Genomic DNA, 23,323 nt, shown 5'->3' on the forward strand with positions numbered 1-23,323 from the left:
GCTGATATACGCCAGTCCTGTGCCGCTGGTGCCGCTGCGCTATCTCTGATCCTGCTGGCCGGGTGTTCGGACTCCGGCAGCGGGGAGCCGGACGAGGGTGCGTCGGATGCGGTGGTCGAGGAGAGCAGGGGTCCGGCGCTGTCCGAGGCGGAGCTGACCAAGGTAACGCTGAGGGCCGGGGATGTGGAGGGCCACAAGGTCAGCAAGCCCACGGCCACTGTCACGCAGAAGGATGTCAAGGCGGGCGACGAGGCCTGCGTGCCGGTGGCGTACGCGGTGGCGGGTACGGTCCTGGGTGAGCCGCGCACGACCGTGCAGCGGGAGACGGCCAGTGAGCCGGATGCCAGGGCCAAGGCATCCGCGGCGCCGGACATCACGAGGGTGCTGGTGCGTCTGTCCGCGTACGAGGGCGACGAGGCCCAGGCCGCGATGGATTCCCTCAGCGAGGCGGCCGACTCCTGCACGAAGGGCTTTACTCTGACCGTCGACGGCACCGAGCAGCAGGTCACCAAGATTGCCAAGACCACCGCCCCTCAGGGCGCGGACCAGGCCATCGCGCTGAACGTCACCAGCGAGAAGGTGCCGATGAAGGTGGTCGTGATCCGCAAGGGCAGCACGCTCGGTTACTTCACCGCCATCAACATCGCCTCGGCCGCCAGCGGCAAGAACTTCGCCTTCCCGACCGAGGTCGTCGACGCCCAGCTCGTCAAGCTGGCCTGACCGTTCGGTTCGGCTTGCTCCTCACGCTGGTTATGAGCGCTTGGAGTTGGCGTGGGCCGGTGGACAGGATTGCCTCGGGTTCGTCGCTTTCGCGGAGCAGGATCGTCCCGTCGTGGGGTGTGGCCACGTAGACGCAGTCGGAGCCGTCCGGGCTGAACGTCGACTTCTGCCAGGTGAACGGGGGCATAGCGGCCACTGCTTCACAGGCTCCGGATGATGTCGGCGATGAGGTCGCGTGAGGCCTCCGGCTTGAGCGCGACGGCCTCCATGCGGTCGAGGACAGTGCGGTACTTGGTCAACTGAGCTTGGGCATCAAGGAAGTCGCAGCCGTGGTGGGTGTCCAGCTGCACGGTGTCGAGGTGTGCGTCCGCGCCGTGCACATAGTTGATCGTCTGGCCGTTTCCGGGGAAGCCCGAGCATCTGTAGGAGATCACCCGGAGGGTGATGTGTTCCTCTTCGCTCAGGTGGAGCAGGTGGGCGAGTTGAGCCCGGGCGGTGTCCGGGCCGCCGTACTGGATGTGCAGGGCGGCCTCGTGGAGCAGCGCGGTGTAGGGCGGGGGGTTGTCGCAGTGCAGGACCGTCTGACGCTTGATGCGGTGTGAGAGGCGGTGTTCGATCTGATGCGGACGGAAGGCGGGCACCGCCTCGCGCAGCATGGCGCGGGTGTGGTCCGTGGTCTGGAGCAGGGCTGGGATGTGGATGGCCAGGGCGACCATCGTCTGCGCTCATTGCGAAAACGACATCATGAACCGAGGTATGTCAGTCGGAGGCCCCACCCATCTTGGACGCGTCAAATACCTGGGGCGGCTCTTCAACTACATGGGCGGGAGAATGTTCGGATGAGTTCGATCGACGAGGACCTGCGTCAGGCTGAATCCCGCAGTAATGAAGAGCGGTTGCGGATCGGTGCACTGCTCCTTGTGAGGTACTGCGGATTTCACCACATCAATGGATTTACGCCGTGGTTCGAAGCGCAGCGGGACATGCTGAAGGCCGTGAGCGACGTGGCGCGCGTGATTCTTGACGGCCGGGCCGCCGAGGTGGAGTTGGCAGATCTCAGGGAGTCGCTGACGGCGGTGCTCCAGGAGAACGATCCTGAAGGCCCGCCGTTCGAGGCGGAGATCTTCGATCATCTGGTCTTCGCCGATGACGTTCTGGATTTTCTGATCTCGCCCGCAGAGTTGAGCAAGTTGTCCAGGGCCCTTGAGCGTGCGGATGAACTCGCCGAGGCCCACGAGGAACTGGGCCGTGAGGAGTACGGGGGCGAGAACTGGGAGCCGGCGCCTCTCGGTCTGATGGAATCGGAGGCCCGGGAGCGGGACACCCGGGGCGAGCTCCACGATCCGAGTGACTTGGAGCGAAGCGAAGGTTTCTCGGCCCGTTATGCCGAGGCCATCGAGAAGTTGTTTGCGATGGCGGGCCAGGATGAGGACGAATAGGTGATGCCTGGTTCACGAAGCCGTTCCGGAACCACAGGCCAGCGTGCTGAGAAGGTCGTGAAGTGAGTCGAGCTGTCATACGCCAGGCCTGCGCCGCCGGTGCCGTCGCGTTGTCGCTGGTCCTGTCGGCCGGGTGCTCGGGCTCCGACAGCGGGGAGCCGGACGAGGGCGCGTCGGATGCGGTGGTGGAGGAGAGCAAGGGCCCGGCGCTGTCCGAGACGGAGCTGACCAAGGTCGCGCTGGAGGACGGGGACGTTGAGGGCCACAAGGTCAGCAAGTCCACAGCCACCATCGCGCAGAAGGACGTGACAGCGGGCGACGAGACGTGCACGCCGGTGGCGTACGCGATAGCGGGTGCGGTCCTGGATGAACCGGGCGCGACCGTGCAGCGGGAGGGGCCAGTGAGCCGGACGCCAAGGAACGAAACCGCCCCCACCCCGCAACGCGCAGGTGAGGGCGGCCCGTCAAGCAGAGCAGGCTGAGGCGGTCGCCGTTACGCCAGCCCCGGCCCCCGTACCGGAATCGACGTGAACGTAGGCGCCGGCGCCGGGTCCTTGAAGAAGTCGTTGCCCTTGTCGTCGACGACGACGAACGCCGGGAAGTCCTCCACCTCGATCTTCCAGACGGCCTCCATGCCGAGCTCCTCGTACTCGACGACCTCGACCTTCTTGATGCAGTCCTGCGCGAGGCGGGCCGCCGGGCCGCCGATGGAGCCCAGGTAGAAGCCGCCGTGCGCGGCGCACGCGTCCGTGACCTGCTGCGAGCGGTTGCCCTTCGCCAGCATCACCTTGGAGCCGCCCGCCGCCTGGAACTGCTCGACGTACGAGTCCATGCGGCCGGCCGTCGTCGGGCCGAAGGAACCCGACGCGTAGCCCTCGGGGGTCTTGGCCGGGCCCGCGTAGTACACGGGGTGGTCCTTCAGGTACTGCGGCATCTCCTCGCCCGCGTCCAGCCGCTCCTTGATCTTGGCGTGCGCGATGTCGCGGGCGACGACCAACGGCCCCGACAGCGACAGTCGCGTCTTCACCGGGTACTTCGTCAGCTCGGCGAGGATCTCGTCCATCGGCTGGTTCAGGTCGATACGCACCACATCGCCGTCGGACGACTCCAGGTGCTCGTCCGTCGTGTCCGGCAGGAACCGCGCCGGGTCCGTCTCCAGCTGCTCCAGGAAGACGCCCTCCGCCGTGATCTTCGCGACGGCCTGGCGGTCGGCCGAGCACGACACCGCTATGGCGACAGGGCACGACGCGCCGTGCCTCGGCAGCCGGACGACCCGTACGTCGTGGCAGAAGTACTTGCCGCCGAACTGCGCCCCGATGCCGATCCGCTGCGTCAGCTCGAAGACCTTCTGCTCCAGGTCCTTGTCCCGGAAGCCGTGCCCGAGCGGTGAGCCCTCGGCCGGGATCTCGTCCAGGTAGTGCGCGGAGGCGTACTTCGCGGTCTTCAACGCGTACTCCGCGCTGGTGCCGCCGACCACGATCGCCAGGTGGTACGGCGGGCAGGCGGCCGTGCCGAGCGAACGGATCTTCTCCTCCAGGAACCTCATCATGGAGGCCTCGTTCAGGACGGCCTTCGTCTCCTGGTAGAGGAACGACTTGTTGGCCGAGCCGCCGCCCTTCGCCATGAACAGGAACTTGTACGCACCGCCGTCCGTCGCGTACAGCTCGATCTGGGCCGGGAGGTTGGAGCCGGTGTTCTTCTCCTCCCACATGGTCAGCGGGGCCATCTGCGAGTAGCGGAGGTTCAGCCTCGTGTACGCGTCGTAGATGCCACGGGACAGGGCCTCCTCGTCCCGCCCCTCCGTCAGCACGTTCTGCCCGCGCTTGCCCATGACGATCGCCGTGCCCGTGTCCTGGCACATGGGGAGGACGCCCGCCGCCGCGATGTTCGCGTTCTTCAGGAGGTCCAGGGCCACGAACTTGTCGTTCGACGACGCCTCGGGGTCGTCGATGATCCGGCGCAGCTGGGCGAGGTGGGCCGGCCGCAGGTAGTGCTGGATGTCGTGGATGGCCTCCTCGGCGAGCTTGCGCAGCGCCTCCGGCTCGACCCTGAGGAACGTCCGCCCGTCGGCCTCGAAGGTGGAGACACCCTCGGAGGTCACCAGCCGGTAGGGGGTGGTGTCCTCTCCCGTGGGGAGCAGATCGGTGTACGCGAACTCAGGCATCTCGCCCATTCCTCACTCGACAGACAGCCGGCAGACAGCGGCTGGCCTCCGTTGGCAGCGCCCACCAGCGTAGAACCTGCCTCGGGCGGCGGGCTTGTGAGGTAAGGCTCAGTTCCGTATCCACCACTGACGCACGCCCCCTAGTCGCGATCTATCGCGTTTGGGTACGCTGCTGTCGTGGACCTTACGAAGCGCCCGACCCAGGAACCGCTGCCTCCGGCGGAGTTGCGTGCCTCCGACGCCGACCGCGACCGCGTCGCCGACGTTCTGCGTGACGCCCTCGCCGAGGGCCGCCTCACGGCGGACGAGCACGCCGAGCGGGTGGAGGGGGTGCTGAGCGCCAAGACGGTGGGCGAACTCGACGTTTTCGTACGGGACTTGCCGGCGGCCCATGTCCGCAGGGCGACGGCGTACGCACCGGTGCCCAACCGCCCCGACCCGGGCGCGATTCCGGTCGATCCGGACGAGCACGTGGTGGCGGTCTTCAGTGCCGCGCTGCGCAAGGGGCGCTGGCGGGCGGGCCGGCGCATCCACGCGTACGCGATATTCGGCAGCGTCGAGATAGACCTCAGCGAGGCGATCTTCGAGTACCGGCAGGTGGTGATCAAGGCGTTCTCGGTCTTCGGCAGCGTCGAGGTCAGCGTCCCGGAGAACGTCTCGCTGCGCGGCAGCGGCGGCGGCATCCTCGGCAGCTTCGAGGTGGACACACTCGATTCGGACGAGGTCGACGCACCCGTGGTCTACGTGGACGGGCTGGCCGTGCTGGGAAGCGTGGAGGCCAGGCCCCGGCGGGGCAGGCTGATCGCCGACCTGGCCGCCCGTGTCTCACGCAAGGTCGACAACAGTTTGCGCAAACACCTGGACCGTTGACGGTTGTGAATCCGTTTGTCACCGAAGCGCATGAATTCGTTCGCGGTCACACGGCCCCGCCCTCAAAAACCAGCGGATTGGAACTCAGTGCATAGGCCCGCGCACAACGGGTAGGGCTTGCTGCATCGTCTCTCGCTCGCGAAGCCGTCGTCAGGAGTAGACCGTGCTGCAACCGCCGCATTCGTCCCTGCAGGTCGCTGCCGTTCCACCCCAGCGGGTGCCGGTGCGAGACAGGGATCAGGACGCCCCGTGGCATACGGAGGCGGTGTGCCGGCGTGACGAGGCCGGACTGTTCTTCGCACCGTCGAAGGAACCCACCGCGGCCCGGCTCTCCCGCGAGGAAGCGGCGAAGCGGGTCTGCGGGCGCTGTCCCGTCATGGTGGAGTGCCGCGAACACGCGCTGCTGCAACCCGAGCCGTACGGCGTCTGGGGCGGTCTCACCGCCGCCGAGCGCCGTGTGGTCCTGGCCCGGCGCCGCCGCCGGGATCTGGAGCTGAAGAAGGCCGCGCGAGCCGCGGGCACGATAGCTGCCGCCGGGTAGCCGGCGCATCCCGGCAGCGGTCGGCATATCCGGCCGAGGCCGGTGCATCCCGGCTGAGGCGGGTGCATCCCGGCCGAGCCCGGTGCACAGTCGAAAGGGGCGCTCCCTCCGCACAAGGGGCGCCCCTTCGCCGTGGTGGCACCGCGCCGGACGCTACTTCGCGCGCTCGAAGTCGATCGAGCTGTACGCCCGCAGCTTGCTCAGCCGGTGCACGGAGTCGATCCGGCGGACCGTACCGGACTTCGACCGCATGACGATCGAGTCGGTCGTGGCGGTCTCGGCCCGGTAGCGCACTCCGCGCAGCAGCTCGCCGTCGGTGATACCGGTGGCCACGAAGAAGACGTTCTCGCCCGAGACCAGGTCGTCCGTGGTCAGCACACGGTCGAGGTCGTGCCCCGCGTCGACGGCCCGCTGCCGCTCCTCGTCGTCCTTCGGCCACAGCTTGCCCTGGATCGTGCCGCCCAGGCACTTGACCGCACAGGCCGAGATGATGCCCTCGGGCGTACCGCCGACACCGAGCAGCAGGTCGACGCCCGTGCCCTCGCGCAGCGCCAGGATGGAGCCCGCGACATCGCCGTCGGAGATCAGCTTGATCCGCGCTCCGGTCTCCCGGATCTCGTCGATCAGGCCCTCGTGGCGCGGCCGGTCGAGGATGACGACCGTGACGTCCTCGGGAGTGGACCGCTTGGCCTTGGCGACCCGGCGGATGTTCACCGAGACGGGCGCGTTGATGTCGACGAAGTCGGCGGCGTCGGGCCCAGTGACCAGCTTGTCCATGTAGAAGACGGCCGACGGGTCGAACATCGTGCCCCGGTCGGCCGCCGCGAGCACGGCGATGGCGTTCGTCATGCCCTTCGCGGTGAGCGTCGTACCGTCGATCGGGTCCACGGCGATGTCGCACTCGGGGCCCGTCCCGTCGCCGACGCGCTCCCCGTTGAAGAGCATCGGGGCCTCGTCCTTCTCGCCCTCCCCGATCACGACGACACCGTTCATCGACACGGTGGAGACAAGGGTGCGCATGGCGCGTACGGCGGCTCCGTCGGCCCCGTTCTTGTCGCCGCGGCCGACCCAGCGGCCCGCCGCCATCGCGGCGGCCTCGGTGACACGGACCAGTTCAAGGGCGAGGTTGCGGTCGGGAGCCTCGGACGGAACCTCGAGTTCGGACGGCAGATGATGGTTCTCGGTCATCGGAGCGCACCTTTCTGATACGACGACGGCCGGATGAGGGTTCGGGCCGACTCTATCGTCAGTACGACAGAATGAGCAGGGAACCCCACGGATGAGCAGACCAGGGCACCTGCGACGATGTGGGCGTGGCAGGTATGAAAGGCAAGCGGTCGGTCCGCAACATGGCGCTCTCCCTCGGGGTCAGCTGTCTGGCGGCCGGCGTCATCTACATCTTCGTTCCGCACGACGGCACCACGCCTCCGGCCAAGCGTGTCGACTACCGTGTCGAGTTGCTGACGGCGCGCCGTGCGGCGTCCTATTCGGTGGCCGCGCCCGAGGGCCTGCCCAGTACCTGGAAGGCGACCTCGGTCCGGTTCCGGGGTGACGACTTCGACGCCTGGCATCTCGGTTTCCAGGACCCCGAGGGCAAGTACGTGGCGGTCGAGCAGTCCACTCGGAAGCCGTCCGCCTTCATCGAGGACGCCGCCCAGGACGCCGAGGAGACCGGGGACACCCAGAAGGTCGGCGACCGGGTCTGGCAGCGCTACGAGGGCGACCGGTATGACGCCCTTGTCCTCGAGGACAAGGGCGTGACGACCGTGGTGACCGGGTCGGCGTCCTTCGCCCGGCTGACGGAGATGGCGGAGGCGCTGAAGACGGAGTGAGCGGCAGACGCGTAGGGACGGGCCCCGGCGGTGATGCCGGGGCCCGTCCCTACGCGTCATGGTCGTCTCGTCCGGTGTCGCTCAGACCGTGGTCACGACCTCGTCGAAGGCCAGGCGCGGCGAACGCGGGTAGGAGGCGTTCTCGCCGGGCCTGCCGATGTTGACGACGATCAGCGGGGTGTGGTCGTCGTCCAGGAACTCCTTGCGGACGCCCTCGGCGTCGAAACCGGTCATCGGGCCGGCGGCCAGACCCGCGGCGCGGACACCGACGATGAAGTACGCGGCCTGGAGGGCGGAGTTGAGCGCGGCGGAGCCCTCACGGGCCGTGCGCTCGGTGAAGAAGAGGTCCTTGGCCTGCGGGAAGGCGGGGAAGAGGGCCGGCAGCTCCTCGTGGAACTCGTTGTCCGCGGAGAGGATCGCGACCAGCGGGGCGGTGGCGGTCTTCTCCTGGTTGCCCTCGGACATGTGCTGGACCAGGCGCTCGCGGGCCTCGGGGGAGCGGACCAGGGTGATACGCAGCGGCGTCTGGTTGAAGGCCGTCGGCCCGTACTTGACCAGGTCGTAGATCGCCTGCACCTGCTCGTCGGTCACCGGTTCGTCGGTGAACGTGTTCGCGGTGCGGGCCTCGCGGAAGAGCAGGTCCTGGGCGGCGGGGTCGAGAACGAGGGACATGGGGTGAACTCTCTCGGGACGTACGTGTGAGTCCGGTCCGGGTTTCGGTGGACGTGCCCGACCGTACGCCAGGGAAGTTCAAGCTTCAACAAAAGGCGGGGCTGGGTGAGCGGCCTCACAGCCTTGAGCCGATCAGAACGCCGTCATGCCGAGCCGTCGCTCAGAGCGCCCTGATCCCCCGAGCCCTCACTGATCCCTCCGAGTCCTCACTGATCCCTCCGAGCCCTCACAGACCCTCCGAGCCCTCACTCCGACGACTCCGAACCCTCACTCGGAGTCCGTGTCCTCCGCGCCCGCCTCCGCGGCCTCCTCCTCGGCCAGCGCCGCGTCCAGCCGCCGCCGCGCGCCGTCCAGCCACCGCCGGCACACCTTGGCCAGCTCCTCGCCGCGCTCCCACAGGGCGAGGGACTCCTCCAGCGTCGTACCGCCCGCCTCCAGGCGTCGTACGACATCGATCAGCTCGTCCCGCGCCTGCTCGTACCCGAGGGTCTCGGCGGTCTCGCTCGCGTTGCCGGTCATGCGTTCCACCCTATGTGTCGGCTCTGACAACGAACTCACCCTCGGCCACCCGCGCCCGCAGCGGCTCGTCCGCCGTGACCTCCTCGGGGGAGCGGACCACATGGCCGTCGGCCTTCTGCAGCACCGCGTACCCCCGCCTCAGGGTCGCGGCCGGGGAGAGGGCCACCACGCGCGCGTGGGTGTGCGTCAGCTCCGACTCGCCGCGGTCCAGCTGGTGGCGGAAACAGCGCCGGCCACGGTCGACCAGCGAGGCGACCTGGTCCGCGCGCTCGTCCACCATGCGGTGCGGGTCCTCCATCGAGGGCCGGGCCAGCGCGTGTGCCAGCCCGCGCTCCTCGCGGTCCATGAACGCGTCCATGCAGCGCCGCGCCCGGTCCCGCAGCCAGCGCACCCGTTCGTACTCCTCGCCGACGTCCGGCACGACCTTCTTGGCGGCGTCCGTGGGCGTGGACGCGCGCAGGTCGGCCACGTGGTCCAGGAGCGGGTTGTCCGGCTCGTGGCCGATGGCGGACACCACCGGCGTACGGCAGGACGCCACCGCCCTGATCAGCTGCTCGTCCGAGAACGGCAGCAGGTCCTCCACGCTGCCGCCGCCCCGCGCCACGATGATCACGTCCACGTCGTCGAGCGCGTCCAGTTCCTTGACCGCCTGGACGACCTGCGGCACCGCGTGCACGCCCTGCACGGCGACGTTGCGCACCTCGAAGCGGACGGCGGGCCAGCGGTGGCGGGCGTTCTCGAGGACGTCGCGCTCGGCCGCCGAGGCGCGGCCGCAGACGAGGCCGATGAGCTGGGGCAGGAAGGGCAGCGGTTTCTTGCGCTCGGGCGCGAACAGCCCTTCCGCGGCAAGGGACTTCTTCAACTGCTCCAGCCGGGCCAGGAGTTCACCGACGCCGACGGGCCGTATCTCGGCGGCCCGCAGGGAGAGCTGCCCCCGCGGCGCGTACCACTCCGGCTTCGCGTGCACCACCACGCGGGCGCCCTCGCTCACGACGTCCGCGATCGCGTCGAACACCTGCCGGTAGCAGGTCACGCCCACGGAGATGTCGTGCGACGGGTCGCGCAGCGTCATGAAGACGACACCCGCGCCCGGGCGCCGCGACAACTGGGTGATCTGCCCCTCGACCCACACCGCGCCGAGCCGGTCGATCCATCCCCCGATGAGCCGCGACACCTCGCCGACGGGCAGCGGGGCGTCCGCGGACGTAGTCAGTGCCATGCGCCCGAGAGTAGTGGGCGGCACCGACATCAACGCCGGGGTGTGCGGGGGGCCCGGCCCGGGCGCCCCCTCCGCCCGGGCGCGCCGGTGCTCGTCGGGGCGCGCGGCCGTGACGTATGCGGGTTCGATGCGTGGGCGCGCGGCCGTGACGTAAGCGGGTCCGGCGCGTGGGCGCGCGGCGTGACATATGTGGTCCCACACGGGGGCGCGACCAGCCACCCGCGGTCCGCACGTCGCGACGAGCCGGAAACCGGGCCCGCGCTTGCCGGGGCACGGGGCGAGGCCCCGTGAGGACTGGCCCTTACGATGGGACGCATGACTGCTTCGCCTGGCCGCCGTGTCCTCCTCGCCGCTCCCCGCGGCTACTGCGCGGGTGTCGACCGCGCGGTGATCGCCGTCGAGAAGGCCCTGGAGCAGTACGGGGCCCCGATCTACGTCCGCCACGAGATCGTCCACAACAAGTACGTCGTGCAGACCCTGGAGAAGAAGGGCGCGATCTTCGTCGAGCAGACGGAGGAGGTGCCCGAGGGGAACATCGTCATGTTCTCGGCGCACGGCGTCGCGCCGACCGTCCACGAAGAGGCGAAGCAGGGCCGGCTCGCCACCATCGACGCGACCTGCCCGCTGGTCACCAAGGTCCACAAGGAAGCGATCCGGTACGCGGGCGAGGACTTCGACATCCTCCTGATCGGCCACGAGGGCCACGAGGAGGTCATCGGCACCTCCGGCGAGGCACCGGACCACGTCACGCTCGTCGACGGTCCCGAGGACGTCGCCAAGGTCGAGGTCCGCGACCCGTCCAAGGTCGTCTGGCTCTCCCAGACCACCCTCTCCGTCGACGAGACCATGGAGACGGTCGGCGCGCTGAAGGAGAAGTTCCCGCTGCTCGTCTCGCCGCCGAGCGACGACATCTGCTACGCCACGCAGAACCGTCAGCTGGCCGTGAAGCAGATGGGCGCGGATGCGGATCTGGTGATCGTCGTCGGCTCCCGCAACTCCTCCAACTCCAAGCGGCTCGTGGAGGTCGCGAAGCTCGCGGGCGCGCGTGAGGCGTATCTCGTGGACTTCGCCGACGAGATCGACGAGGCCTGGCTGGAGGGCGTCTCGACCGTCGGCCTCACCTCCGGTGCCTCGGTGCCCGAGATCCTCGTCGAGCAGGTGCTGGAGTGGCTCGCCCAGCGCGGCTTCGAGGACGTCGAGCTCGTCAGGGCCGCCGACGAGTCGATCACCTTCTCGCTGCCGAAGGAACTGCGCCGGGACCTGCGCGAGGAGGCGGCGACCCTGGTCGCGGAGCGTACGGGGCGGGACTCCGCCGCGGAGTGACGCGGGGGCGGGCCTCCGCCCGGTGGTGGCGGGAGCCGGGCTACGGCGGAGTCGTGAGGGTTCTGCGAGGTTCGGCCCGTGCGCCCGATCCCCGTACGTCACCGTCAGTCGTACGACGTAACGTAGGGCCATGCAGATCTTCGGCGTGGACATCGGTGGATCCGGGATCAAGGGTGCTCCCGTGGACCTGGACCTTGGCGACCTGGCGGACGAGCGGTGCAAGGTGCTGACCCCGCACCCCGCGACGCCCGACGCGGTGGCCGACGGCGTGAAGGAGGTCGTCGGCCACTTCGGGTGGACGGGCCCGGTCGGCGTCACGTTCCCCGGAGTGGTCACCGGCGGCGCCACGATCCGTACGGCGGCCAACGTCGACAAGGGCTGGATCGACGTCGACGCGAGCGCCCTGCTGGGCGAGCGGCTCGGCGGACTGCCGGTGACGGTGGTCAACGACGCGGACGCGGCGGGCGTCGCCGAGATGCGGTTCGGCGCGGGCCGCGGCCGCAAGGGCACGGTCGTCCTGCTCACCTTCGGCACCGGCATCGGCAGCGCCGTGTTCGCGGACGGCGTCCTCCTGCCGAACACGGAGCTGGGCCACCTGGAGCTGGACGGCCACGACGCGGAGAAGCGGGCGTCCACCAAGGCCAAGGACGACCACGAGATGAGCTGGGAGCACTGGGCCCGGCGCGTCACGAAGTACCTCGCCCACGTCGAGATGCTCTTCTCGCCCGAGCTGTTCATCATCGGCGGGGGAGTGAGCCGCAAGTCCCACAAGTTCCTGCCGCTGATCGAGGGCATCAGGGCGGAGATCGTCCCGGCGCAGCTGCTGAACAACGCGGGGATCGTGGGGGCGGCGATGCATGCGGCGGAGGCCCGGGCCCAGGCGCGGGCGTAGGCGCTGCGCGGCTCCCGGCACTGGTCTCAGGACATACGGCCCCGTGACTGGGCCGGAGGGCGGGGCGCCCGGGCTCGCTGCTGTGCCGCCCTGCGCCTCATCAGGCGGATCTTGCGTACGGTCGTGATGACCCCGGCGACGAGCGTGCCGCCGTACAGCCAGCCCGCCCCCAGCGCGAGGGCGGTGATCAGGCCCACCAGACGTCCGCTGACGCCGCCGTCGCTCTCGGCGACGGGGAGCAGCCCGACGGCGAAGGCGATCGGTACGACGATGGGTGCGGTGACCAGGTCGGCCCGCCGCACCCACACCGCGGTCAACGCGCTGACCGGCAGGAACAGCACGCCGTACACGGTCAGCGAGGCCCCGAACAGCAGTCGGTCGAGGCCGCCGAACGCGAGCATCACCGCCCCGCAGAACAGCCCGCCCCCGAGCCCGGTGAGCCGGGGGTTCGGCAACCGCCGTACGGCCTGGACCAGCGCCGCCGGCCTGCCCAGCGATCGCCGCCCGTCCGGAGCACGCCCCGGCCCACCGCCACCGGGCCGTCGCGCGACGGCGCCGGGACCGCGCGCGCCCGCTGCTGGATCACGGCCGGCCGCGCCGGACCCACGGGGGACAGCCCCAGGACCGCGTCCGTTCGCGCCGGGACCGCGTCCGCCCGCTCCGGTGGCCCTTCCGTCCGTTCCCGCACCGCGTTCGTTCGCGCCGGGACCGCGTCCGTTCGGGTTGGGCCCGCCCGCGCCGGGCCCGCCGCCCGCGCCGGGGCCGCGTCCGCCCGCGCCGGGGCCCTGTCCGTCCCCGCCGCGGCTCCGGGACTCGGCTCCGAGCCCCCGGCTCCGGCCCTCGGCTCCGAACCCCCTGCCGCCCGAGGGGCCCTGCTGCCGGCCGGGCCGGGCCGGAGCGTACCCGCCTCTGGCCGTCTGGGGCGGGAGAGGCGCACCGCGGCGCGGTCGGGGCTGAGGGGGACGCGTCCTGTGCTCCATCGGACCAACTTAGGTCGTTTTATGTGCCCAATGGGCCCACTGACACGCCGAGGGGGCAGAGCTTGGCCAAGCGTTCGATACGGCCGCCGGGGCGGGCCTACGCACGCCGTAGACTGGTGGATCGGCCCGCGCATTCGGAAGCGCACCACGCTGGACGAAGGTCGTCTTCATGACAGGGACCCGGGCCTGACAAGTCAGCTGCTCAGTCCTCACGTACGGGAAGTCGCAACGTGTCGCTCACGATCGGAATCGTCGGTCTGCCCAACGTCGGCAAGTCGACCCTGTTCAACGCCCTGACCAAGAACGACGTGCTCGCGGCCAACTACCCGTTCGCCACGATCGAGCCGAACGTCGGCGTCGTCGGGGTCCCGGACCCGCGCCTGACGAAACTGGCCGAAATCTTCGGGTCCCAGCGGGTCCTCCCGGCGACCGTCGACTTCGTCGACATCGCGGGCATCGTGCGCGGCGCCAGCGAGGGCGAGGGCCTCGGCAACAAGTTCCTGGCGAACATCCGTGAGTCGGACGCGATCTGCCAGGTCATCCGCGCGTTCAGGGACGAGAACGTCGTGCACGTCGACGGCAAGGTCTCGCCCAAGGACGACATCGAGACGATCAACACCGAGCTGATCCTCGCCGACCTCCAGACCATCGAGAAGGTCCTTCCCCGCCTCCAGAAGGAGTCCCGGATCAAGAAGGACGTCGCCCCGAAGGTGAAGGCCGTCGAGGAGGCCAAGGAGATCCTGGACAAGGGCGACACGCTGTTCGCCCACGGGATCGTCCAGGGCAGCGAGCGGGCGGAGCTCCTGCACGACCTGCACCTGCTCACCACCAAGCCGTTCCTGTACGTCTTCAACGTCGACGAGGAGGAACTGGTCGACGAGGACTTCAAGAACGAGCAGCGCGCCCTGGTCGCCCCCGCCGAGGCCATCTTCCTCAACGCCAAGCTGGAGGCGGACCTCGCCGAGCTCGACGAGGAGGACGCGCTGGAGCTGCTCCAGTCGGTCGGCGCCGAGGAGCCCGGCCTCGCCACCCTCGCCCACGTCGGCTTCAGGACCCTCGGCCTGCAGACCTACCTGACGGCCGGCCCCAAGGAGTCCCGCGCCTGGACCATCAAGAAGGGCGCCACCGCCCCCGAGGCCGCCGGTGTCATCCACACCGACTTCCAGAAGGGCTTCATCAAGGCCGAGGTCATCTCCTTCGAGGACCTCGTGGAGACCGGCTCGGTCGCCGAGTCCCGCGCCAAGGGCAAGGCCCGCATGGAGGGCAAGGACTATGTGATGCAGGACGGGGACGTGGTGGAGTTCCGGTTCAATGTGTGACCGCCTGGTTGCTGTGCGCTAGGCAAGTGTCAAGCGTGCAGGTCGGAAGGGGCTGAGCTCTGGCGAGCTCGGCCCTTCTGCGTTCCCGTGCTGACTTGGCGCTGACTCCTAGTTGCCCGTCGGCGGCGTGAGCTTGTCGAGATCCAGGCTGATCTCGAAGGGCGCAGGACGCTTCAGAGTGCCTCGGAAAATGCCCGCGGGGGCATAGACGCCAGTCGGTTCGTCGAGTTCGTAGACGTGGACGACAGGGGCGCCGCCTTCGTCCTCGATGCACCAGTGATGCGGGATACCGGCCTCCGCGTACTTACGCAGCTTGACGGTGCGGTCCCGGTGCGCGGACTCGGGTGAGACGACTTCGATGACGAGTCGCACCTCGTCCGGCGCGAACCAGGTGCGGTCTCCGTCGTAGTCGGCCGTGGTCAACAGCAGATCCGGCTCGAGCCGGTTTCGCTCGTCGAGCTTTATGGTCATCTCGCGGCCGACCCTGACATCGCCGGGCGCCTGCTCACCTTGCTGCCGCTGAGCACGGCGGGCGTGGTGGCGATCCTGGCCACGAGGTGCTCCTGGCCTTCCCGCCTCGCCCCTTCCAGTCGGCGAACGCGTAGTGCCCGGCACCGTCGCCGAAGGACCGGACGGCCTGGGCAGTCCCGATGAGTCGGTCCTCGTCGCCCGCGAGAACGCGTAGCGAGGACGACGGCTCCCTGCTCCGTCCCTCGGGTGAAGCCGCACCACCGCCCGGTCATGGCGGGCCCGCTCACGGAGGAATTCTGTTCAGCCCGACTGCGTCACGTCGGCCATCGAGGGTCTGAACGTGTGGGATGCAGTGAGAAGAGCGCCGTGGACGGCTGAGGACGCCGCCCGTCTGACGTAGCGGCCGCTGTCCGGAGGCCACACATCACGCTCTTGGTGGATCAGGAGAGAAACCGCTCCGTGCACGCCGGCACACAACACTCTGGCGGTTTCGGTGCTACTCGTCACAGGTACTCCGGCATCCACACAGGCTATGACCTTGTCCCGGAAATAGCGGAAGCATGCGTCCTCGTTCTGGCGGCTGGCTTCGGTGGCCTCACCGACCATCACGAGCCGGTACTGGGAAGGATGACGAAGTCCAAAAGCGATGTAGGCGACGCAGGTTTCGTAGAGCGCCGTCACAGGATCCGGGATTTTCCGGGACACTGCTTCCAACTCGGCAAACAGTGAGCTCCACACACGCAGGCATGTCGCATGGACGAGTTCCCTCTTCGAGGCGAAGTGGAGGTAGACGGATGGCGGGCTGACTCCCGCACTTGTTGCTACTGCACGAATCGTAAGAGCGTCCGCGCCTCCGGCTTCCAGTAGCTGATCGGCGATGTCGAGAAGCTGGTTGCGGAGCAGACCGCCCTGGCCCTTGGCGGCGCGGACTCGGGAACCGGTCACAGATACGGGCCTTCGAGAGCAGGCGACCATACGCACGTGACGGAACCGCGATGTTCTGACGGTGCGTGACCAGACATCAAGATGCCTTCGGTTTGATGGTGGTGACCACTTGGGTCACCCGGGCGCACAGTTCACCTTCGTCATCATGAATATCGACCTCGATGACAGTGTTGCGCCCCACACGCAAGGGACGAGCAGTCGCAACAACGCTCGTGCGTGCGGGCCGAAGAAAATGCGTGCTCGACTCCACGGTGGCTGGTGCGGTGTCGGCTGGACTGTTGAGGGCGGCGCACACGGCAGCGCACACATCGGCGAGCCCCATCAACGCCCCTCCGTGGAGGCCGCCGCCCACAGTGGAAAGGGAGAGATCGTGCGCCAGTCCTGCTTGGACGCCGGCTTCCGTAATCTCCTGGAACTCGACTCCGAGCGTCTTGGCATACGGCGCGAGCGCGTAGATGTCTTCGGCTGTGGCCACGGGTCACTCCCCTCCTGGTTAGTGGCGATAACTTATCGGCGTTAACTCATATCGGCAACCGGGTGGTCGACCAGGGCTTCGGCGTAGTCGCGTGACGTCCGGTTGGTGATCAGGCGAGGCCGAGTAGTGCGAGGGGGCGGCGAGGGTCGCGGGAGTTGTGGCGGAGGCCGGCCGCGATGTTCCTCACACCGGCCGTGCGGAGGGCTCCGATGGCGAGGTTGCGGCAGGTGGCCATCGCGCGGGGCGCGTTGCCGGTCCGTAGCTGGGAGGCGTCCTCGGCGAAGGTGGTGTCGCGGACATGGTGCAGGGCTTTGAACTCCAGTGGTCGCGGACGAGTTCTCACGGGAGGAGGCCCGGACGGCGTCCGGGCCTCCTCGGTCAGCGGCTCGGTCCGATCAGGCGGCGGAGCACGGGGACGGCGGACCCGGCCCCGGTCAGCCCCGCCACGACGGCGCCCGCCACCGGAACACCGCTGAGGAGCGTCAGGCTCCCCATCACCAGACCGATCACGAACGCGACCAGCAGGACGACGGTGGTGTGCAGGGACAGGAAGGGCGGCTCGGGCGACGTACCGACGGTGCGGTTGGCGGGCGCGCGGCGGGCGGATCCGGACATCGGGTTCTCTCCCCTTGTTGGTGCGCCCTCGGCCTGAACAGCTCCGGTGCGCCTGGTCATTGCCCTGCGTCCGGGGGGTTTCCGGCGAGTCGCCGCGGGGTGGGGAGGTGCGCTTCCGCACGGCGTGGCTGCGGTCCGGGTTTTCCGGGAACTTTCCGGTCCGGACGAAGCGTCGGAACAACGGGGGGTTTCTGCCATGAAAAGTGCTGCTACCGCAGAGTTTCACCAGGAACTGACGGATCTCTACGAGGCTGCGGGCAAGCCCACGTTGAAGTCGCTGGTCAGGCTCGCCAACGACCAGCGTCCGCCGCTGAGGGCGTCCACCACGAGCGTCAGCTCCTGGCTGACGGGCACGAACGTGCCGGCCCGCGCCTCCCGGGATTTCTATCTGGTGCTCGTCGTGCACCTTCAGAAGCTGGCCGCGAGTGCGTCGCGCACGTACCGGCGCAGAACGGACTATTACTGGATCCAGCTGCTCGAGAACGCGCGGCGGGAGAAGGACAGTCGGCGCGGAGGACGGCCGCGTTCCGAGCCGGCCGCCGGGCTTGCGCCGGACCCCCGTCGCGACGCGGCGCTGAGCAGCTATCTGGCCTGGGTGGTCGACGTGACCCGCCGGATGCCCGTGCGCGGTCTGCATGCGGCCTCGGGACTGGTCGAGCTGGAGCTGGAGCGGGTGTATGTGGCCCTGAAGGTCGACACCAGCAGCCCGCGCGAGCGGGCGGCCGCGGTGGATGCGCTGCGGCAGGAGCTCGACACCCGCCTGGGCAATCTGGACCTGCCGCCCGAGGAAGTGGAGCGCCGCCGCTTTTATCTGTACAGCGACCTTCCGGTGGCCGACTACCTCGGGACCGCCGACCGGCTCTCGGAGCGTCTGGTCGAGCCGACGACGATCCTGACGGTCGACGAGCTCTACCGCCGCGAGGCCGCCGCGGTGATCCTGGGCGACCCGGGCAGCGGCAAGACGACCGTCATGCGCTGGCTGGCCCTGGTGCACGCGACGGCTCTGCGTAACCGCGACCCGGAGGTGCGGGTGGCTTCCGCGCGGGTCGACACCACCGGGTCGGCCGAGGAGGAGGTGGTACTGGGCCGTCCGCTGGTGCCGATCCTGGTGCGGGTCGGGGAATACGCGGCGGACCGACAGCACCGGGCCGCCCGGGGCCTGCCGCCGCGCGGGCTCACCGAGTTCCTCGGCCACCACACCTGGGACGGCCGGCGCCCGGTCTGGCTGGCCGACAGCGGGGAGCACCGGGCCAACGAGCAACTGCCGCAGGAGACGGTGGCGGACCTGCTGACCACCGCCCTGCGCCGCGGTCAGGCCCTGGTGGTGCTCGACGGGCTGGACGAGGTCGCCGCAGAGCTGCGGGAGGAGACCGCGGCCGCCGTCAGTGAGTTCGTCCGTGCCTGGACCGGCGGCCCCGTGCCGGATCCGGACGCCAACCGGGTCTTCGTGACCAGCCGGATTGCCGGCTACCACCTGGCCCCTCTGCCCCTGCAGCTGACGCAGGTCACTGTCGAGCGGATGACCGACCAGGCCCTGCAGGTCTTCGTACGGGGCTGGATCGCCGAGATCGCCGGGGCCGTCCGCGAACCGCGGCCAGCACTGACCGATCCCGTCGCAGCGGCGGACGACCTGCTGGCGCTGCTGGCCGCCCCCGCCAACCGCCACGCCCGCGACCTGGCCAGCAACCCGCTGCTGGCCAGCGTGATCGTCAGTGTCTTTCTCAATGGCGGAGGCAGCCTGCCGCCGCAGCGGGTCGAGCTGTTCGACGAGGCGGCGGGCGCGCTGGTGCAAGCCTGGAAGCGCCGTCTGGGAGGGAGTTTCTCCAGTACGACATACCAGTCGATGCTCGCCGCGCTGCCCGCCGTCGCCGCCCACATCCACGCCACCAAACCGAACGGTGTGATCACCTGGACGGAGTTCCGCGCCGAGGTGCTGCGCGAGATGGCCCGGATCGACCGCACCGACCCGGAGCGCCCCCACCCGCTGCTGCAGGCCCGCGTCGACACACTGCTGGAGACGATGCGCACCGAGGTGGGCCTCCTCGTGGAGAGCGGGCCCAAAGCCTTCCGCTTCTCGCACCAGACGTTCCAGGAGTTCTTCGCCGCGCGCCACCTGGTGGCCGAACCTGCCTGCCGGCTGGAGCGGCTCGTCGCCCGGCTGGCCGATCCGCGCTGGCGCGAACCGATTCTGATGGGGCTCGCGCTGGTCAACTGGGAGTCCGCCGACCTCGTCGTGGTGGTGCGGGAGCTGCTGGCGGTGGACGGCCGGCTGGCCGAGTTCTTCCCTGACACGGGGCTGCTTCTGGCAGCCGCCGTGCTGCAGATGACCGAGGTGCCGGCCGACGCGGTCCGGGCGATCGTCACCACCCTGGTGGCCGGCTACGCCTCGGCGGCGGGCCGCCAACGGCTGTCGAGAACCCGCGAGCTGATCGAGGCCGCCATCGCCGCACTGCGCGACGACGGCGACGCGTCGGCGGTCGACGAGGCGCTCGTCGAGGCGCTGGCCGAGCCCGCCGAGAGCGGCCTTCCGGGCGCGGCGGCCAAAATCGCCGCCGCGGTCCGGGCGGTCACGCCACGCCTCGCGGAGGCGCTCGCCGCCGCCGCAGACCGGGACGACCCCGACCTGGGCCATCCGATCACCGCGGCACTCGGCGGCATGATGCCGACCGGGACAAGGCACCAGCGGGACCGGCTGCCGGCGGACTGGCGCTCCGGCCGGCTCAAGATGCGGGACCTGCTCCGCCGCTCGCCCGAAGACGCCCAGCGAGTGGCGGCCGACCCTCCGTGGCAGTCGCTCGTCCTGTGCCTTTACGGCGGCCAGCCCGACCTCGGCGCTGCCGGCGCGCTGGACGAGTACCACCGGATAGCCAACTACCTCCAGCTGGATTACTCCCGGCGCTCGGAGCTCGAGTACTACTTCGGCGAAACGTGGCGCTCCGACAACCCGGACTACACGATGGCCGTCCACCTGGACACCCACGGCCACAAAGCGCGGTGGTCCCAGCCACCGCGGTTCGTGGTCGGGGCGATCTGGCGCGACTCGCGGCTGACCCGGTGGATCCATTCGGCCCTGCAGCGCGACGACCTGCCCGGGCTCACCGACTTCCTGGCCGGCCGCCAGGGCTCCGCGGACCCGCGTGAAGCCGCCGACGCCACGCTGGCGCTGTGGGCACTGGGCCAGGAACAGGACGAGTTCCTTTCGAACGGCACGTCCGCGGCCTCGATGGCCTCGGCCCGGATCTCCGCGCTGGCCGCCCAGCTGCGCGACGCCACTGTGCGGGCCGCGCCGGCGGCCGTGGAGGCGCTGGTCGCGGCGGCCGGCCGACTGCCGACCGCGGAGTGGGACGAACTGCGCCAGGTGCTGACGTCGACGCTGATCGAGGCCGGCGCCCCGCCGATCGAGTTCCCGGATCCTGCGCTCCTGCCCGACCACGCGCAGACCTCGGTCCTGGCCGACGAGATCACCCAGCATGTTCTCGGGTACGGCGATGACTTCCTCCACAACGCGGAGATGTTCGCCAACCGGATCGGCTGGCGCCACTACCCGGCCGCCCGGCTGATCGCCGCGCTGCACGGCCGTGGCGCCAACCGTGTCGACGGCTACCGGCTCTACCACCACTGGTGGCCGGCCGACCCACTCTGCTTCACGGACGACGACGACCCGGTGCCGTCCGCGGTTCTCGACCAGATCCTGCGCCTGCCCGCGCCGATGTCCTTCTCCCCCAACTGGCTCTTCCACGACGTGCTGGCCCCGCTGATCAACGGTCACCCCGTGCTGCCGGAGGCCCTCGCCGTGGCGTGGAGCAGCACCCAGCGGCGCGGCGGGGCCCCCGCCGAGACGCTGTCCCCGTTCGACGAGGAGCTGACGGTGACCGCGGACCCGTACGGCCATCTGCGCCGGCTGGCCGACGAGGTGGCGGACCCGTGGTACCGGGCGCGGGCGTGGCTGCGCCTGGCCGAACTCTTCCCCGCCCACCGGGCGAAGCTGCTCGCACTGGTGAGGCACTCGGTCGACCAGGTCGCCGAGGGGACCCGGGGCCCGGTGCGGGCCTTCCATCTGGCCGAACGGATCGCCCTGCTCACCACGACGCCGGAACGGTCGAGCGCGCTCGAAGAGTGCCTGCGCCGCGCCGACGCCATACCCGATGACCATGACGCGACGACGGCCCTGCTGCGGCTCGCCCGGTTCCTGCCCGCACCGGCCTGCGATCCGGTGGTCCTGAAGGCGATCGACCGGGCACTCGGGACCGACGACCGGATCGGCCGGACGCTCCTGCGGCGGGCGTCGGCCGAGTTCGGGGACCGCCCCGCGGTCCGTACCGCCGTGGAACGGGCTGCGGGTGGGCCCGAGGGCGCATCGGCGGGCGCCGGCGCGGTCCTGACACGGGGTCTGCCGGCCCTGGTCGGTGGCGACCCACAGGCCGCTCAGGTCTGGGCGCCGGTAGCGCTCCACGCCCGGGCCCTGGAGGTGGGCCGGCACAGGAGGACGGCGGAGGCGGAGACCGCCTGGGCCCGGCTGGCCGCGGCCCCGGACCCGGAGGCGGTCGCCGCGGTGCTCGCCGTCCACGACTACGGTCTGATCGACTGCCGGGCCTCTGTGGTACGGGCCGTCACGGCCGCGGCCGAGGCCCGGGGCGTGGACCTCGACCCGATCCTCTCCCGGCTCGTCCGGCTCGACTGCGGGGCCGAGCCCCTGGTGACCGGCTGGCTGGCGCACCGACACCCCCGGCTGCGCCAGCTGGCCGCCCTGCTGCTGACCGAGTACCACCGTCTGGACGCCACCACCGTCGGGCCGGTCACCGAGCTGCTCACCGACGATGACGACCTGCTGCGCGGCCGGGCCCGTGACGTCCTGGACACCAAGATCGAACGGCAGACCGCCCACGACTCGGTCACCCGCCTGGGGTCTGCCGCGCTGGAGCAGCTGGCCGCGTTCGCCGTTTCCCAGCGTGGTTACGAACCCTCGGGCAGCCTGGTCGTCGACTGGCACCTGTCCGGGGTGCTGCAGGACGACCCGTCCGCGTTCCGGCGGTGGTGCGCCGCCGTGGACGCCGGCGGCCCTCAAGCCGATGTCGCCGCGTACCTGCTGGAGCGCCTTCTCCCCACCGACGACCGGGTGTTCGACGAGCTGTTGACGCACCTGTCCACGGCCGGCCCGGCGCTGCTGGCTGTGCTGGTCAACTGCTGCGTCAAGTCGATCCACACCAACGCGCGGACCGGCGACGAGGCCACCCTGGAGCCTGGATCCCCGCGCTGGGAGCGGCTGTGGGCGACTCTGTCGGCGCTGGACATCGACCGGCTGCGCGGGCAGCGCTTTCTGGTCGCCGACCCGAGCGATGTGGTGGCTGCGGTCCACTCCGCCTTGAAGGAGACCGGCGGCGTGCTCGACGAGCGGTCGGTCGATCGCGCATCCGCCGCGTTGTGGCAGTCCTGCGGCGCCGATCCGGGCACCGCACTAGCGGACGCGGCTGACGCGGCGACCGCCCACGCGCGGCTGGCCCGCATCGGCGCCCAGTTCTTCTACGACGAGGAGAAGAACGAGGAGGCGCTGGCCGCCTATCGTGAGCTGGGCGCCTCGGTTTCCGGCCGGCACTGGCCCTGGCCGGACCTGCTGGTGCGCTGGGTCTGCCGACTGCTCGCCGAGTCGGTGGCGGACGAGCCGGGCCGCTGGGAGCGCAGCCACGCCCTCGTCACGCTTCAGGCGATGGCCGTGACGGACGCCGACATCCTGCGCCGGCTGCCGGAGAGCGAGGCACTCGGCCAGTACCTGGCCGATGCGCTGATGTACCACAACTCCTATCCGGGCCGGGCTGGGCCGCCGCCGCCGAAGTGCTGGGGGTGTTGCGGACCGGATCCGGTCCGGTGCTGCGGGGGCTGGAACGCGGGCTGCGGGACGTGATGACCGTGCGCTCGGCCGCGCTGCGCGCCTACGGGGCGCTGCGCCTGGTCGACGAGGACCTGGTCGACGACTTGGCCGACGCGCTGACCGGGCCGAGCTCGGTCACCGCCTGGGCAGCAGCCCGGCTGCTGTCGATCATCGGTGAACGCGTTTCCACCCCCGCGAAAGTCCGTGACCGGATCATCGACCTGCTTGCCGACGCCGCCCGCGACCCCCGTTCCCGGCGCACCGTCTACTTCTCGTACATCGCCACCCCGATCCCCCTGCTGCCGGAACTCGACGACGCCGTGGTCGAGGCGCTGCGCCGGGTGTACCGCATCGAGTGAGAGAGGGATCGGGCCAGGCCGCGTCGCCTCTGGAGGTGCCGCTGCCGGGAACGCGGCAACACGGTGACCGGGGTGACCGGGGTGACCGGGGTGACCGGGGTG

23 protein-coding genes and 1 pseudogene are annotated in these 23,323 nt (G+C 70.1%); 11 read left to right on the top strand and 13 right to left on the bottom strand.

Annotated elements, in window-relative coordinates; translation table 11 throughout:
• The first annotated feature begins 111 nt into the window (after nucleotides 1-111).
• Nucleotides 112-720 carry a hypothetical protein gene (locus FNH04_RS03555; RefSeq protein ID WP_322722549.1) on the top strand — a complete coding sequence of 203 codons (609 nt, stop codon included), beginning with the start codon at nucleotides 112-114 and terminating at the stop codon, nucleotides 718-720.
• Here the strand turns inward: FNH04_RS03555 and FNH04_RS03560 are convergent.
• Nucleotides 707-907 carry a DUF397 domain-containing protein gene (locus tag FNH04_RS03560; protein ID WP_152780202.1) on the bottom strand — a complete coding sequence of 67 codons (201 nt, stop codon included), beginning with the start codon at nucleotides 905-907 and terminating at the stop codon, nucleotides 707-709. The genes FNH04_RS03555 and FNH04_RS03560 overlap by 14 nt on opposite strands.
• Before the next feature lie 13 nt (nucleotides 908-920).
• On the bottom strand, nucleotides 921-1,436 hold the full coding sequence (locus FNH04_RS03565) for a DUF5753 domain-containing protein (protein WP_152780204.1): 516 nt from the start codon (nucleotides 1,434-1,436) through the stop codon (nucleotides 921-923).
• 123 nt (nucleotides 1,437-1,559) lie between these two features.
• Between FNH04_RS03565 and FNH04_RS03570 the strand changes: the two genes are divergently transcribed.
• Both FNH04_RS03570 and FNH04_RS03575 read left to right on the top strand, forming a co-directional pair.
• On the top strand, nucleotides 1,560-2,159 hold the full coding sequence (locus tag FNH04_RS03570; protein ID WP_152780206.1) for a hypothetical protein: 600 nt from the start codon (nucleotides 1,560-1,562) through the stop codon (nucleotides 2,157-2,159).
• A gap of 62 nt (nucleotides 2,160-2,221) precedes the next feature.
• Nucleotides 2,222-2,641, top strand: a complete 420-nt coding sequence (locus tag FNH04_RS03575) for a hypothetical protein (protein WP_152780208.1) — start codon at nucleotides 2,222-2,224, stop codon at nucleotides 2,639-2,641.
• Nucleotides 2,642-2,652: 11 nt separating this feature from the next.
• On the opposite strand, the gene FNH04_RS03580 is transcribed toward FNH04_RS03575, so the two are convergent.
• On the bottom strand, nucleotides 2,653-4,332 hold the full coding sequence (locus FNH04_RS03580; RefSeq protein WP_152780210.1) for a fumarate hydratase: 1,680 nt from the start codon (nucleotides 4,330-4,332) through the stop codon (nucleotides 2,653-2,655).
• 168 nt (nucleotides 4,333-4,500) lie between these two features.
• Between FNH04_RS03580 and FNH04_RS03585 the strand changes: the two genes are divergently transcribed.
• Both FNH04_RS03585 and FNH04_RS03590 read left to right on the top strand, forming a co-directional pair.
• Nucleotides 4,501-5,193, top strand: a complete 693-nt coding sequence (locus FNH04_RS03585) for a DUF1707 SHOCT-like domain-containing protein (protein ID WP_322722550.1) — start codon at nucleotides 4,501-4,503, stop codon at nucleotides 5,191-5,193.
• A gap of 163 nt (nucleotides 5,194-5,356) precedes the next feature.
• On the top strand, nucleotides 5,357-5,734 hold the full coding sequence (locus tag FNH04_RS03590) for a WhiB family transcriptional regulator (RefSeq protein WP_322722551.1): 378 nt from the start codon (nucleotides 5,357-5,359) through the stop codon (nucleotides 5,732-5,734).
• A 153-nt stretch (nucleotides 5,735-5,887) separates the two neighbouring features.
• Here the strand turns inward: FNH04_RS03590 and glpX are convergent, their stop codons facing one another.
• Nucleotides 5,888-6,922 (bottom strand): class II fructose-bisphosphatase, encoded by a 1,035-nt coding sequence (glpX, locus tag FNH04_RS03595; protein WP_152780212.1) that lies wholly within the window; start codon nucleotides 6,920-6,922, stop codon nucleotides 5,888-5,890.
• 125 nt (nucleotides 6,923-7,047) lie between these two features.
• Between glpX and FNH04_RS03600 the strand changes: the two genes are divergently transcribed.
• Nucleotides 7,048-7,566, top strand: a complete 519-nt coding sequence (locus FNH04_RS03600; protein WP_322722552.1) for a DUF4245 domain-containing protein — start codon at nucleotides 7,048-7,050, stop codon at nucleotides 7,564-7,566.
• An 81-nt stretch (nucleotides 7,567-7,647) separates the two neighbouring features.
• On the opposite strand, the gene FNH04_RS03605 is transcribed toward FNH04_RS03600, so the two are convergent.
• From FNH04_RS03605 to xseA, 3 genes are all read right to left on the bottom strand, one after another.
• Nucleotides 7,648-8,238 carry a malonic semialdehyde reductase gene (locus tag FNH04_RS03605; protein ID WP_152780214.1) on the bottom strand — a complete coding sequence of 197 codons (591 nt, stop codon included), beginning with the start codon at nucleotides 8,236-8,238 and terminating at the stop codon, nucleotides 7,648-7,650.
• A 267-nt stretch (nucleotides 8,239-8,505) separates the two neighbouring features.
• The gene (locus FNH04_RS03610; protein ID WP_152780216.1) at nucleotides 8,506-8,757 is read right to left on the bottom strand and encodes an exodeoxyribonuclease VII small subunit; all 252 of its coding nucleotides are present in this window, start codon (nucleotides 8,755-8,757) and stop codon (nucleotides 8,506-8,508) included.
• A gap of 10 nt (nucleotides 8,758-8,767) precedes the next feature.
• Nucleotides 8,768-9,976: an exodeoxyribonuclease VII large subunit gene (xseA, locus tag FNH04_RS03615; protein ID WP_152780218.1), complete on the bottom strand. Its 1,209-nt coding sequence runs from the start codon at nucleotides 9,974-9,976 to the stop codon at nucleotides 8,768-8,770.
• Between the two features lie 315 nt (nucleotides 9,977-10,291).
• Between xseA and FNH04_RS03620 the strand changes: the two genes are divergently transcribed.
• Together FNH04_RS03620 and ppgK are read left to right on the top strand one after the other, a co-directional pair.
• Nucleotides 10,292-11,299, top strand: coding sequence for a 4-hydroxy-3-methylbut-2-enyl diphosphate reductase (locus tag FNH04_RS03620; RefSeq protein WP_152780220.1), 1,008 nt, complete (start codon nucleotides 10,292-10,294; stop codon nucleotides 11,297-11,299).
• A 130-nt stretch (nucleotides 11,300-11,429) separates the two neighbouring features.
• Nucleotides 11,430-12,191, top strand: coding sequence for a polyphosphate--glucose phosphotransferase (ppgK, locus tag FNH04_RS03625; RefSeq protein WP_152780223.1), 762 nt, complete (start codon nucleotides 11,430-11,432; stop codon nucleotides 12,189-12,191).
• 26 nt (nucleotides 12,192-12,217) lie between these two features.
• Here ppgK and FNH04_RS03630 read toward each other — a convergent pair whose 3' ends face one another.
• Nucleotides 12,218-12,646, bottom strand: coding sequence for a DUF6542 domain-containing protein (locus FNH04_RS03630; protein ID WP_152780225.1), 429 nt, complete (start codon nucleotides 12,644-12,646; stop codon nucleotides 12,218-12,220).
• A 755-nt stretch (nucleotides 12,647-13,401) separates the two neighbouring features.
• Here FNH04_RS03630 and ychF point away from each other — a divergent pair.
• A complete protein-coding gene (ychF, locus tag FNH04_RS03640; protein WP_322722553.1) occupies nucleotides 13,402-14,490 on the top strand; it encodes a redox-regulated ATPase YchF in 1,089 nt (362 codons plus the stop codon).
• 108 nt (nucleotides 14,491-14,598) lie between these two features.
• On the opposite strand, the pseudogene FNH04_RS03645 reads toward ychF, so the two are convergent.
• The 5 genes and pseudogenes from FNH04_RS03645 to FNH04_RS03665 all read right to left on the bottom strand — a co-directional run.
• Nucleotides 14,599-14,994: pseudogene (locus FNH04_RS03645) on the bottom strand (Uma2 family endonuclease); the annotation flags it as partial.
• A gap of 267 nt (nucleotides 14,995-15,261) precedes the next feature.
• Nucleotides 15,262-15,906, bottom strand: coding sequence for a TetR/AcrR family transcriptional regulator (locus tag FNH04_RS03650; RefSeq protein ID WP_322722554.1), 645 nt, complete (start codon nucleotides 15,904-15,906; stop codon nucleotides 15,262-15,264).
• 76 nt (nucleotides 15,907-15,982) lie between these two features.
• Nucleotides 15,983-16,381, bottom strand: a complete 399-nt coding sequence (locus FNH04_RS03655; RefSeq protein WP_322722555.1) for a PaaI family thioesterase — start codon at nucleotides 16,379-16,381, stop codon at nucleotides 15,983-15,985.
• A 109-nt stretch (nucleotides 16,382-16,490) separates the two neighbouring features.
• On the bottom strand, nucleotides 16,491-16,724 hold the full coding sequence (locus FNH04_RS03660; RefSeq protein ID WP_386576143.1) for a hypothetical protein: 234 nt from the start codon (nucleotides 16,722-16,724) through the stop codon (nucleotides 16,491-16,493).
• Between the two features lie 35 nt (nucleotides 16,725-16,759).
• The gene (locus tag FNH04_RS03665; protein WP_152780227.1) at nucleotides 16,760-16,996 is read right to left on the bottom strand and encodes a hypothetical protein; all 237 of its coding nucleotides are present in this window, start codon (nucleotides 16,994-16,996) and stop codon (nucleotides 16,760-16,762) included.
• A gap of 196 nt (nucleotides 16,997-17,192) precedes the next feature.
• Between FNH04_RS03665 and FNH04_RS03670 the strand changes: the two genes are divergently transcribed.
• Nucleotides 17,193-22,895 carry an NACHT domain-containing protein gene (locus tag FNH04_RS03670; RefSeq protein WP_152780229.1) on the top strand — a complete coding sequence of 1,901 codons (5,703 nt, stop codon included), beginning with the start codon at nucleotides 17,193-17,195 and terminating at the stop codon, nucleotides 22,893-22,895.
• The gene (locus FNH04_RS03675) at nucleotides 22,859-23,221 is read left to right on the top strand and encodes a hypothetical protein (protein ID WP_152780231.1); all 363 of its coding nucleotides are present in this window, start codon (nucleotides 22,859-22,861) and stop codon (nucleotides 23,219-23,221) included. The genes FNH04_RS03670 and FNH04_RS03675 overlap by 37 nt, the downstream gene beginning before the upstream one ends.
• The last annotated feature ends 102 nt before the right edge of the window (nucleotides 23,222-23,323 follow it).

This window comes from Streptomyces phyllanthi (assembly GCF_009377205.1).
GTDB classification, from domain to species: domain Bacteria; phylum Actinomycetota; class Actinomycetes; order Streptomycetales; family Streptomycetaceae; genus Streptomyces; species Streptomyces phyllanthi.